The sequence below is a fragment of the Brevundimonas terrae genome, assembly GCF_011761985.1.
Classification (GTDB): Bacteria; Pseudomonadota; Alphaproteobacteria; order Caulobacterales; family Caulobacteraceae; genus Brevundimonas; species Brevundimonas terrae.
Genome location: NZ_JAASQT010000002.1, coordinates 460,567 through 472,176, shown reverse-complemented (window position 1 = coordinate 472,176; position 11,610 = coordinate 460,567). Strand labels below are relative to the sequence as shown.

The following is an 11,610-nucleotide window of genomic DNA, read 5'->3' as shown; positions in this document are numbered from 1 at the left end:
GATGCCAAACCCCGAATTATTAGCCATTCTGCCCCAACTGGCCTCCGGCTCGGCCCACACCCATGCTCTGGGTTTTCGTCTAGAAAGTATCGAGGGCCAGCGCGTGCGTATGCGCGTGCCCTATCGGCCCGAACTGGTCGGCGATCCGGCCTCGGGCGTTCTGTCCGGCGGATTGGTCAGCACGCTTCTGGACCATGTCGGTGGCATGTCGGTGTGGCTGGCTATGGACCAGTTCCAGTCTATTGCGACGCTGGATATGCGCGTGGACTATATGCGGGCTGCTTCACCGGGGCGTGACCTGCTGGCCGAGGCCGAATGCTATCAGTTGAACCGAACCATGGCCTTTGTGCGCGCATGGGCGTTCGAGGACAGTCCCGACAATCCGGTCGCCGCCTCGCAGGCCGCCTATATCATCCACAAACCGGCGCTGCGTGATGGCGGAAGCGATCAGGCCCAGATCCAGAATCAGGCAAACGCATAATGACCAAGCCCCTGCTGGACCACCTGCCCTATGCCCGTTTCCTGAAGCTCAAAACCGACGTCTATGGTGACGAGGTCACTGTCGTCATGCCGTTTTCGGAACACCTGATCGGCAATCCGATGATTCCGGCCCTGCATGGCGGATCGACTGCCGCGCTGCTGGAACTGGCCGCCATGGCCAAGGTTTCGCATGACTATCCGCGCCTGCGCCTTCCTCGCCCGATCAATGTGTCGATTGCCTATCTGCGAGTCGGCAAGGCCAGCGATGTCTTTGCCCGCGCACACATCAGCAAGGCCGGTAAAAAGGTGGCCTATGTGACCGCATCGGCATGGCAGGAAAGTCAGGACAAGCCGATTGCAACCCTGACTGCACATTTCCAGCTAGACGATACTACCGGAGATTAGAAAAGCGTAAAAAATAAGTAAATTTTAGGTTAACAAACTCTTTACGAATAACCTTAACCGCTGTTAAACATAACGCGCCATATCGGCGTTTTATGGGGAACACACATGGACCGCACCCAAGTCGTCACCAGCATCTCGACTGAACTGTATGCTACGGAACAGTCGGTTGATGCCGCTATCGCCCACGCCGCAGCCATGGTTCAGGCCATGATCTCGGGTCGCGCCGCCCTGTCGGTTTCCCCGGTTGCGGCCTCGGCTTCGCAAACCAAGGCACTGGCCACGCTGGCTGCCCTCTCGACCGCTCGCGAAGCCATCGTCGAGTGCCACGCCGAAATGCAAAAAGACCACCGCCGTATGGGCTGGGGCGTCTATGCCGCCGGTCCGGCTGACAAGCCGCTGGAGTGGGATGACACGCCGATGAGCCCGAAAAAGTCGGCTCACCTTCGCGCCGTCTAACAAATTTGTAACGCACGATTTGTTAGGGATTACCCTCACAAATAACCCCCATCGACTATCTCGATGGGGGTTATTTTGTTTACAACCATTATCGGTTGGTCTGGCGCATTCCTTATGCTGGCAGGATGCACTTTTGCCCTGACACTTGGCGGGAAAAACGAAAGAATAGGGGCCACAGCCTATCTATTGTGCTGGCTATTCAGCACCCTAGCTCGCGCAGGCATATTAGAAAAGCAATACTCAGGTATTGCCGTCATGTTGCTTGATATTACACTACTAATTATATTTGCTTCATTAGTTTGGAAATCATCATCAAACTGGCCTGTTTGGGCAACAGCACTTCAATTACTAGTCGCTACACTTCAATTTTTATACACAATAGACTTCAAGCCAACGATTTCAGCTTACTTCACCGTTTTGAACGTTGCATCCGTAGGCATCATCATCTCCTTGATCGTCGGAACCTTCATCGCGTGGCAAGAACGTGCCGTGATTGGTTCCAGTCGTGATGATATAGGTAGATATTCCTAAACCATTGGCCTATTTTGGGTGTCCCCTAGGACGACCCCATGACACTTACGCACGCCGGTATCTGGAAAAGCTTGGACACACTCGCCAAGCGGGCAGGCACGTCCCCATCAGGGTTGGCGCGGCGTGCAGGGCTGGATCCGACCAGCTTCAATCCATCCAAACGCTTTGGGGCCGGTGACCCGCCCCGCCCGCGCTGGCCCTCGACCGAGAGCCTGATGCGGGTACTGGAAACCTCGCAATTATCACTTGGCGAGTTTGCGTCTCTGGCCAACGACACCGCGCCTCAGACATTGCCGGTGCTGGGCCTGGCCAAGGCGGGCGAGGACGGCTTCTTCTCCGATGAAGGCTTGCCGCTGGCCGAAGGCTGGGACCGTACCCCCCTGCCCGCCCTGCGCGAAGGACTGATCAGTCTGGAGATTGATGGCGATTCCATGCTTCCGCTGTATCGCCCCGGCGACAAGGTGATTGTCGATCTGGAAGACACCCGCATCCGCAAGGGGGACCGTGTCGCCTTGCGGACATTGGCGGGCGAGACACTGGCCAAGGAACTGGGGTTCGTGTCCCACAGCCAGATCGAACTGCTGTCGGTCAATCCCGACTATCCACCCCGTACACTGGATCGCAAGGACATCCAGTGGATGGCGCGCATCGTCTGGGTCAGCCAATAGAAAAGGCCGCCTGCACCGCAGACGGCCTTTTTGAAATACTGGTCAGTCGCAATCAGTAGTTTCCGACATAGCGGGCATTCACCCAGCCACCACCGGCGATCTGAACCCACTCGCCTTGCGAACCGATAGCCGTAAAGGGCTGTCCTGCCGAAAGGTTACCGCTAACGCCATAGTTGGTGCCCGGACCCGAGCGGATACGCAGGTTCGAGGTTGCGCGATACATGTTCTCGCTGCCCTGCTGATTGGCGCGGGCACGTTGCTGGTTACAGCCGATATAGGAACCCGCCGCAGCACCGGCACCGGCACCGACGACGGCACCAAGGGCGCGCTCGTTGCGTGAAACCTGACTACCCGCCAGACCGCCGATCAGCGCACCGATCGCAGCACCGGCCTGCTGGCGACCACCGGGCGCGTCACAGTTGGTGATGCCATTGGCCTGGGCATTGGCCGTCATTGGAACCATAGCGGCTCCCATGGCAGCAATCATCGAAACGGTGGCCAAACCGGCCTTGAACATCTTCGACATGGCTCTCTCCTGTCATCGAGTTGGTCGTGACAAGAACAATGCGCCCCACTGCCTGAAGGCTCCCCGACAATGACTGTCAGGTTTCGTTCATCCCGCAAAATACCTACAAAAAAGGGCCGCCTCATCGAGACGGCCCTTTAATCTTCAAAGCGCTAGCTGATCAGCCGACCAGTTCGCCATTGGCACCTTTTTCGATCAGTTCGATCGATTGCGGCAAGCCATAGATGGCTGCGAACGAGCCAAAGCGCGGGCCTTGCGATGCGCCCAGCAGCACTTCGTAAAGCGCTCCGAACCATGCCCGCAGCGGCTCAAAGCCGTGTTCCTTGCCTACGGCATAGACTTCATTCTGGATGATCTCGCCATCCGTAGTGTCCTGCGGCAGTGCCTTCAGACGACCGGCGAGGTCCAGCAGAGCCGCCTTTTCCATTTCGGTCGGTGCGCGATACACCTTCGTGGGCTTCACGAAGTCCTCGTAATAGTTCAGCGCATAGTCCATCAAACGATCCAGCAGCGGCTCGTTTTCCGGCGTTGCATCCGGCAGATACTTGGCGAAATAGGCCCAGAGCTGTTCCTTGCTCGAAGCATTGGCCACGCCCACCAGATTCATCATCAACGAGAAGCTGACCGGCGAGGTCGTTTCGGGCGGGTTACCGCCGTGGATCGACCAGACCGCATTATCGATCTGCTTGTTCGGCTCTTGGGTCTTGTACTGCTCCACAAACGACATCCAGTCGTCGGTCGCGCGCGGAATGACGCCGAAGTGCAGGCTCTTGGCCGACTTGGGCGACTGGAACATGTACCAGCTCAGCGATTCCGGCGGGCCGTAACGCAGCCATTCTTCCATCGTCAGGCCATTGCCCTTCGACTTGGAAATCTTCTTGCCCTCGATGTCGAGGAACAGTTCGTAGTTGAAGCCGACCGGCGGCGCGCCATCCAGCGCACGACAAATCTTGCCGCTTTCGCGCACCGACTCGATCAGGTCCTTGCCCGACATTTCGTAATCGACGTCCAGCGCGGTCCAGCGCATGGCCCAGTCCGGCTTCCATTGCAGCTTGACGTGACCACCCGTCACCGGAACCTCGGTGCGGCCACCAACCGGATCGTCAAATACGATGGTGCCCTTTTCGAGATTGCGCTCGAGGGTCGGGACTTGCAGCACATGGCCGGTAAAGGGGCTGACCGGCAGGAACGGCGAATAGGTCGCGCGGCGTTCTTCACCCAGCGTCGGCAGCATGATGCCCATGATGCTGTCATAACGCGCCAGCATCAGCAGCAGCGTCTCGTCAAAACGGCCGGACTTATAGGTCTCGGTCGAAGACATGAATTCATAGTCGAAGCCGAAGCTGTCGAGGAAGGCGCGCAGGCGGGCGTTGTTGTGGGCACCAAAGCTTTCATGCGTGCCAAACGGATCGCGCACCTTGGTCAGCGGCAGATGCAGGTCTTCGCGCAGCATCTCGGGGTTCGGGATGCCTTCCGGCACCTTGCGGAAACCGTCCATATCGTCCGAGAAGGCGATCAGCTTGGTTTCCCAGTGGTCGCCCGTCAGCGCACGGAACGCATTGCGGACCATGGTGGTGCGGGCCACTTCGCCAAACGTGCCCATGTGCGGCAGGCCAGACGGGCCGTAACCGGTTTCCAGAATGACCGGACGGCCAAGGCCTTCGAACTGTTTGAGAGCCTCGTCCGCCTTGCCAGCATCGATCAGGGACTGCGCCACAGCGCGGTCGGCGTCCGACAACCGTTTTTTGAGCACATGCGCCAACAGATTACGGGCTTGCTCAAACGGCCACGAACGGGCCTCACGGGACAGGGTTTCAAGGTTCTGTAGCATAGGCGGGGTTTGCCGCCTCAGGCGCGCGGGGTCAACGGCGACTTGAGGATGAAGCGACAGATTTCCCCGATCTATCGCGCTTTCAGCACATTACGGATCGCCAGACTGGACTGGATACGCGACACACCGGGCAGTCGCGACAGCACATCCTTATGCAGCACCTCATAGGCCGCCATGGTCGGTGCCACCGCGCGGACCACATAATCGGCCATGCCCGCCATCAGATAACAGTCGCGGATTTCGGGATAGTGGCGCACGGCGTCCTCGAACCGGCGCATCTGCTCATCTGTTTGTTTTTCAAGCGTGATCTGGACGAAGGCAACAATGCCCTCTTCCTCCTCGACACCCAGAATGGCCGTATAGCCGCGAATGACACCGCGCGTTTCCAACTGGCGCACACGTCGCAGGCAGGCCGAGGCAGACAGCCCGACCTGATCGGCCAGATCGGCATTGCTGATACGGCCATCGGCCCGCAACTTTTGGACGATCTTGCGATCGACTTCATCCAGTAACATTGCAACTTTCTGCGGTTTGACTCGTATAATATTGCAGCAGCAATACCACCGCCGCACATATCGTCGCAATAAGACAGGAAAACTCTGATTGTTGCGCGTAGCTTCCCGCCAACGGGAGGCCCGCGTCGGGCCACTATAAACGCGAGCGTATAAAATGCGTGTACTGGTTCTTGGCGCAGGCGTGATCGGCGTCACCACAGCCTGGTATCTCAATCAAGCCGGTCACGACGTGACTGTGGTCGACCGCCTGTCCGGTCCCGGCCTTGAAACCAGCTATGCCAATGCCGGTCAGGTCTCGCCCGGCTATTCCGCACCGTGGGCCGCGCCCAGCGTTCCGGCCAAGGCGATCAAGTGGCTGATGATGCGCCACGCGCCGCTGATCCTGCACACCCGCGCCGACATGGCGATGATCCGCTGGACCTTGCAGATGCTGCGTAACTGCACCCCTGCCCGTTATGCGGTGAACAAGGGTCGCATGGTGCGTCTGGCCGAATATGCCCGCGACGAACTGGACCTCCTGCGCCAGAAAACCGGCATCCAGTATGACGGCCGCCAGCAAGGCACGCTGCAACTGTTCCGCACCGAGAAACAACTGAAGGACGCCCACAAGGATGTGGCGGTCCTGCAATCCGAAGGCGTGGCCTACGAACTGCTGGATGCCGACGGTTGCCGTCGTGCCGAACCGGGTCTGGCCCATTCGGAGGTTCCGTATGTCGGTGCCCTGCGTCTGCCGGGTGACGAAACCGGCGACTGCCGCATCTTCACCGAAACCCTTGCCCAGATGGCCGAGGCTGCCGGTGTCAAATTCCGCTGGAACGAAACCATCTCGGCCATTTCGCGCGATGGCGACAAGATCGACGGCGTGCTGACCGACAAGGACACCCTGACGGCAGATGCCTATGTCATGGCGCTGGGTTCATGGTCGCCGCAAATGATCCGCAACCTTGATCTGAAGCTGCCGATCTATCCGGTGAAGGGCTATTCCATCACCGCCGACATCCTCGACGATGCCAAGGCCCCCGTCTCGACCGTGATGGACGAGAGCTACAAGATCGCCATTACCCGTCTGGGCACCCGCATCCGCGCTGGTGGCATGGCCGAGCTGAACGGCTTCAACCGTGATCTGGTCGCCCGTCGCCGCGACACGCTGAACTATTCGGTGGACAGCCTGTTCCCCGGTGCAGGCAATCTGAAGGATGCCGAATTCTGGTGCGGCCTGCGCCCGAACACGCCCGATGGCACCCCGATTGTCGGGGCCAGCAAGTATACGAACCTGTGGCTGAATACCGGCCATGGCACGCTGGGCTGGACCATGTCGTGCGGTTCTGCGGCGGTGATTTCGGACATGATTTCCGGCAAGGCACCCGCCATCAAGACCGACGATCTGAACCTTTCGCGCTATAACGGCTAAACGCAGCACTTGACCGCCCGCGCGGTCAGGTGTTCACCCCGCCTGTGAAAACTTCAGACTTCGATTTCGACCTGCCCGAAGACCGCATAGCCCTGCGGCCTGTATCTCCGCGTGACAGCGCCCGTTTCCTGATCGTCAAGGACGGGACGCTGCAAGACCGGATCGTGCATGAACTGCCCGACTTTCTGCAGGCGGGCGATGCGCTGGTGTTCAACGACACCCGCGTCATCCCTGCCCGCATGAGCGGCATTCGCGAGCGTATCGGGCCAGAGGGCGAAACCCTGACCGTCGAGGTCGAGGCGACGCTTCACCACCGCGACGCCCCCGATGTCTGGTCGGCTTTTATGAAGCCGGGCAAGCGGCTTAAGGTCGGCGACCGCGTACGTTTTGGCACCGATACCGACCGTGCCTGTGAAATGGGTGCGCTTGATGCCGTGATCGAGGCCAAGGGCGATGACGGTTTGGTCACGCTGAAATTCGATCTGGCCGGTCCGGTGCTGGATGATGCCATCCGTAATGTCGGCGTCATGCCCCTGCCGCCCTATATCGCGGCCAAGCGCCCCGAAGACGATCAGGACCAGAAAGACTACCAGACCGTCTTTGCCGAACATGACGGCTCGGTCGCGGCTCCGACGGCGGGCCTGCATTTCACGCCGGAACTGCTGGAAGCCCTGAAGGCGCGCGGCGTCTCGACCCATGCCGTAACCCTGCATGTGGGCGCCGGGACCTTCCTGCCGGTCAAGGCCGACGACACCAAAGACCACAAGATGCATTCCGAATGGGGCACGGTTTCGCAGGAAACTGCCGACGCCCTGAACGCCGTGCACGCCAAGGGCGGACGCATTGTCTGCGTTGGCACCACGTCCTTGCGTCTGCTGGAAAGTGCGACCGGCGAGGATGGCGTCATCCGTCCGTTCCACGACGACACAGCCATCTTCATCACCCCCGGCTATCGCTTCAAGGCCGTGGACATTCTGATGACGAACTTCCACCTGCCCAAATCGACCCTGTTCATGCTGGTCAGCGCCTTTGCCGGCTATGACACCATGCAGGCGGCCTATAAGCACGCGGTCGATAACAAATACCGCTTCTATTCCTATGGTGACGGCAGCCTGTTGTTCCGCAAGGCCTAGAGCCTAGAACAGGCCGACCGCCGCGTCGGCCCAGATCACCAGAACCGCCAGCACAATGACCGCCCCCGCAATCCATCGAGCGCGGGCGGTCAGCAGTTTCCACGCCGCCAACTCGTACAAAAGTCCCGCTGCAACCAACAGCAGGGCCGCAAAGGCAAAGTCCTCCGCCCCCCATGCGACTTCGCGGGTGAACTGCATGGCGATGGCCGGAATGGCCAGAATGACGGCAATCGCGCCCCACATGAGCGGGCGGCGATAGCGGGCCATGGGTGACATCGGGCGGGTGTGGGCAACCATGATGTGTGGTCTTTCCAAAAGACGCGGCGAACAGGGTCTGGACGCAGATGTCGTCCTTGAATTTGCAACGCGCACCTTCGCTGCCGGTTCTGCATTGCCAAGATTAAATCATCACAGCGTTTTATTCCTGCGTCATACCGGACTATAGAACGGTCATGGTTACGTACTACGATGATCTGCCCGAAGACCTTTCCGCCGCCCTCGACATCCTCGCCTCGGCGTCCGGTGTCATGCAGGACCCGTGGTGGGTGTTTGGCGGGGCGGCCATGGTGCTAGCAGGCCTGACCGACTGGCGGGTGCCGGATGTGGATGTCCTGTGCAGCCCCCGTGACGCCAAGGCCCTGATCGACGCCCTATACGGCGAAGTGACCCCCGACCCCGGCGAAGGCCTGTTCCGCTCGCGTGTCTATGGCCAGATCCTGACCACCCCCGTTCCGGTCGAGGTCATGGCCGAAATGGAAGTGCGAAACGGCGGTGACTGGCAATTGGTGACCTTTGAAAGCCGTATCCCTGTGGCGGTTGACGGCGGACGCCTCTATATCCCCTCCGTCGCCGAGCAGATTGAGACCTGCAAACTGTTTGGCCGCCCCAAGGACCTGCAACGCGCCGAACAACTTCAGCGCCTGCTCTAACCGCGTAAGAACACTTTGCCTTTTCCGTTTGATATCAAGGCCACCGATGGCCGCGCCCGTACCGGCGTCCTGAAAACCGCACGCGGCGATATCCGCACGCCTGCCTTCATGCCGGTTGGCACCGCTGCCACGGTCAAGGCCATGACGGTCGATCAGGTCAAACAGACCGGTGCCGACATCCTTCTGGGCAATACCTACCACCTGATGCTGCGTCCGGGACCGGAACGCATGGAGCGTCTGGGTGGTCTGCATAAGTTCATGCACTGGGATAAGCCGATCCTGACGGACAGTGGCGGCTTCCAAGTCATGTCCCTGTCGGGCATCTCCAAGCTGACCGAAGAGGCTGTGACCTTCTCCAGCCACATCGACGGCTCCAAGCATGTTCTGACACCGGAACGCTCGATCCAGATTCAGGCCGACCGTCTGGGTTCGGACATCGTCATGCAGTTGGATGAATGCGTCGCATGGCCTGCCGAGGAAAAGCGCGCCCGTCAGGGTATGGAGCTGTCAGCCCGCTGGGCAGTGCGCTCCAAGAACGCCTTTGGCACCCGCGACACGCAGGCCCTGTTCGGCATCCAGCAGGGTTCGACCTATGAGAACCTGCGCAAGGAAAGCTCCGAGCGCCTGCAGGAAATCGGCTTTGACGGCTATGCGCTTGGCGGTCTGGCCGTCGGCGAAGGCCACGAGGCCATGTGCGAGGTTCTAGACTTCGCACCGGAGTTCCTGCCCAAGGATCGCCCGCGCTATCTGATGGGCGTCGGCAAGCCGATTGATCTGGTCGAGGCCGTCTATCGCGGCGTCGATATGTTCGACTGCGTGCTTCCGACCCGCGCCGGTCGTCATGGTCAGGCATGGACATGGGATGGTCCCGTCAACATCAAGAATGCCCGCTTTGCCGAAGACGAGAGCGCACTGGACCCGATGGTCCCCTGCCCTGCGTCACAGGACTATAGCCGTGCCTATCTGCACCACCTGATCCGTGCCGACGAAATCCTCGGCAAGATCCTGTTGAGCTGGCACAACATCGCCTTCTTCCAGGCCCTGACCGCCGCCATGCGCGATGCGATTGAAAAGGGCGAGTTCGAGCAGTTCCGCAAGGACTTCCGCGCCCGCCACATCAAGACCTGAATAAAAAACGGGGAGCCATCGGCTCCCCGTTTTGCATTAGTGCTTCCGATAGCCCGTAGGGGCCGCTGGCGGGGCGCAGTTCTTTTGCTGCCCCACCCCCTTCAGGAACGCGCGGCGTTGCAAGCCCGCGCGAACAGCGGCCTGAACTTCCTGACTATGGCGATGCGCACCCGTCAGGCGGCGCACCCACGAGCGGGCCGGAATAAAGTCCGTCACGGTGCTACGAACCGCATCCAGTGTCGCATCGGCTGCGGCATCGGCGGCCTTGTCACCGACGTCTGTTTCTTCGGTCGTGGCAGGGGCATCCAGATCAGGGCCCAAAGCCTCGTCCAGACGCCCGATCTCGGTGGCAATGGCAGAACAAGTCCCCATGCCCTGAACGCTGTAGGGCGAAGTCGCAGCCTCGTTCAGAACAGCCGGTATTTCCTGACGCACGAGGTTCAGGTCTTCCAGCGGGGCCTGCAAGGCACTGCCGAGGCCCGAATTGACCTGTTCGACCCCTCTGGAGGCCGACGAGGTCGCAGACGAAGACGTCTCTGACAGGGTGCTGCAGCCCGCAAGCGCAATACCCGCCAGAGCCAGTGTGGCGATGGATGTTGTTTTCATAGTCAAGCTAACCGCTCCCCGCGAAGGATGTTCCATCTTTGTAGACGCAAACAATCACACCGTCGCGCACGCAACAATGTGAGGCATAGCTTATTCAAATGTCGGGGAAAGTGATTTTCGCAGTGGTACGCCCCCCCGGGCTCGAACCGGGGACCCTCTGATTAAAAGTCAGATGCTCTAACCAACTGAGCTAGGGGCGCACACTGCGAAATCAAACACTTAGCTGCCGCTTGGGGAAGCCCCGTGGGCGACCGCTCCGTGTGAGGGCGGTTTTTGTTGTATTCCGCCCCGAAGGTCAAGGGCCAGTTTGTGCGGAAGTGCTGTTTTCATGAAATAAATCGTATTTTGTCGACTTCAGACATGAATTCCGTCTGTTTTTGCCATTTGAAACACCGCCAATGGAACCAGAACGCCCTTTTTGCCTTTCATAAGACGTTGAAATCTCTACGGATCGATTCGTGTTTCAACCCGACTTAAGATTCCCTTCGGGGTTTCAACGATACAAAAGGTTACGAGAAACCATGCCCCATGCATCTCGCATTGCGCTAGCAAGTCTGTGATTCACAGGCGGTTCATCGGCAACGGTTTATGTAGCGTATCAATATGCTGGGAGCCCTGACTTCACCGGCGCTGGAAATCTTCGAGAACACCATGACCATTCGCAAGTCCTACACCACCGCCTCCATCGCCCTGGCCCTCGCTGGCGGCCTGATCCTTTCAGGTTGCGACAACTCCTATGACTCGTCTGACTCGGCCGTCATGGAAGTCGAACAGGTCGAAGACGCCGCGCCCGCCGCCGAGGAAGAAGCAGCACCGGTTGTTGCCGAAGCCCCTGCCGAGACAGCGGATACGGCACCGACCGAAACCCTGCCGCCAGCGGTTCAAAGCTCCGAAGAGTCGGTGCAGCCTGAAAGCGAAACCCTCTTCTATTAATCTCGGGACCGGAGGCTGCTTTTCAAGCTAGCCTCCTTCGCCTGCACTTGTTCCCGCT

The 11,610-nt window shown here is 59.5% G+C and carries 15 protein-coding genes and 1 tRNA gene; 10 read left to right on the top strand and 6 right to left on the bottom strand.

Features of this window, described 5'->3' with window-relative positions; all coding sequences use genetic code 11:
• The first annotated feature begins 1 nt into the window (after position 1).
• The 5 genes from FHS64_RS06945 (at position 2) to FHS64_RS06925 (ending at position 2,540) form a co-directional block, all read left to right on the top strand.
• Positions 2-481, top strand: coding sequence for a PaaI family thioesterase (locus FHS64_RS06945; RefSeq protein WP_167177128.1), 480 nt, complete (start codon positions 2-4; stop codon positions 479-481).
• Complete coding sequence (locus FHS64_RS06940; protein WP_167177126.1) at positions 481-885, top strand: PaaI family thioesterase; 405 nt, start codon at positions 481-483, stop codon at positions 883-885. The genes FHS64_RS06945 and FHS64_RS06940 overlap by 1 nt, the downstream gene beginning before the upstream one ends.
• A gap of 105 nt (positions 886-990) precedes the next feature.
• Positions 991-1,341: a hypothetical protein gene (locus tag FHS64_RS06935; RefSeq protein WP_167177124.1), complete on the top strand. Its 351-nt coding sequence runs from the start codon at positions 991-993 to the stop codon at positions 1,339-1,341.
• Positions 1,342-1,416: 75 nt separating this feature from the next.
• Positions 1,417-1,872 carry a hypothetical protein gene (locus tag FHS64_RS06930; protein ID WP_167177122.1) on the top strand — a complete coding sequence of 152 codons (456 nt, stop codon included), beginning with the start codon at positions 1,417-1,419 and terminating at the stop codon, positions 1,870-1,872.
• Positions 1,873-1,910: 38 nt separating this feature from the next.
• Positions 1,911-2,540 (top strand): S24 family peptidase, encoded by a 630-nt coding sequence (locus FHS64_RS06925; RefSeq protein WP_167177120.1) that lies wholly within the window; start codon positions 1,911-1,913, stop codon positions 2,538-2,540.
• 52 nt (positions 2,541-2,592) lie between these two features.
• Here the strand turns inward: FHS64_RS06925 and FHS64_RS06920 are convergent, their stop codons facing one another.
• The 3 genes from FHS64_RS06920 to FHS64_RS06910 form a co-directional block, all read right to left on the bottom strand.
• Positions 2,593-3,066, bottom strand: a complete 474-nt coding sequence (locus FHS64_RS06920; protein ID WP_167177118.1) for an SH3 domain-containing protein — start codon at positions 3,064-3,066, stop codon at positions 2,593-2,595.
• Between the two features lie 160 nt (positions 3,067-3,226).
• Positions 3,227-4,897, bottom strand: a complete 1,671-nt coding sequence (locus tag FHS64_RS06915) for a lysine--tRNA ligase (protein WP_167177116.1) — start codon at positions 4,895-4,897, stop codon at positions 3,227-3,229.
• Between the two features lie 71 nt (positions 4,898-4,968).
• The gene (locus FHS64_RS06910) at positions 4,969-5,412 is read right to left on the bottom strand and encodes an Lrp/AsnC family transcriptional regulator (protein WP_167177114.1); all 444 of its coding nucleotides are present in this window, start codon (positions 5,410-5,412) and stop codon (positions 4,969-4,971) included.
• 154 nt (positions 5,413-5,566) lie between these two features.
• Between FHS64_RS06910 and FHS64_RS06905 the strand changes: the two genes are divergently transcribed.
• Positions 5,567-6,823, top strand: coding sequence for a D-amino acid dehydrogenase (locus tag FHS64_RS06905; RefSeq protein WP_167177112.1), 1,257 nt, complete (start codon positions 5,567-5,569; stop codon positions 6,821-6,823).
• A gap of 44 nt (positions 6,824-6,867) precedes the next feature.
• Positions 6,868-7,956, top strand: a complete 1,089-nt coding sequence (queA, locus tag FHS64_RS06900; protein WP_167177110.1) for a tRNA preQ1(34) S-adenosylmethionine ribosyltransferase-isomerase QueA — start codon at positions 6,868-6,870, stop codon at positions 7,954-7,956.
• Positions 7,957-7,959: 3 nt separating this feature from the next.
• Here queA and FHS64_RS06895 read toward each other — a convergent pair whose 3' ends face one another.
• Positions 7,960-8,253, bottom strand: a complete 294-nt coding sequence (locus FHS64_RS06895) for a hypothetical protein (RefSeq protein ID WP_167177108.1) — start codon at positions 8,251-8,253, stop codon at positions 7,960-7,962.
• 155 nt (positions 8,254-8,408) lie between these two features.
• Here FHS64_RS06895 and FHS64_RS06890 point away from each other — a divergent pair, with 155 nt between their 5' ends.
• On the top strand, positions 8,409-8,885 hold the full coding sequence (locus FHS64_RS06890; RefSeq protein ID WP_167177106.1) for a hypothetical protein: 477 nt from the start codon (positions 8,409-8,411) through the stop codon (positions 8,883-8,885).
• Positions 8,886-8,900: 15 nt separating this feature from the next.
• Entirely contained in the window at positions 8,901-10,013 is a 1,113-nt protein-coding gene (gene tgt / locus FHS64_RS06885) for a tRNA guanosine(34) transglycosylase Tgt (RefSeq protein WP_167177104.1), read from the top strand.
• A 36-nt stretch (positions 10,014-10,049) separates the two neighbouring features.
• Here the strand turns inward: tgt and FHS64_RS06880 are convergent, their stop codons facing one another.
• Together FHS64_RS06880 and FHS64_RS06875 are read right to left on the bottom strand one after the other, a co-directional pair.
• Complete coding sequence (locus FHS64_RS06880; RefSeq protein WP_167177102.1) at positions 10,050-10,619, bottom strand: hypothetical protein; 570 nt, start codon at positions 10,617-10,619, stop codon at positions 10,050-10,052.
• Positions 10,620-10,742: 123 nt separating this feature from the next.
• Positions 10,743-10,819 (bottom strand) — tRNA-Lys (locus tag FHS64_RS06875).
• A gap of 403 nt (positions 10,820-11,222) precedes the next feature.
• Between FHS64_RS06875 and FHS64_RS06870 the strand changes: the two genes are divergently transcribed.
• The gene (locus tag FHS64_RS06870; RefSeq protein ID WP_167176307.1) at positions 11,223-11,552 is read left to right on the top strand and encodes a hypothetical protein; all 330 of its coding nucleotides are present in this window, start codon (positions 11,223-11,225) and stop codon (positions 11,550-11,552) included.
• Positions 11,553-11,610 lie beyond the last annotated feature (58 nt).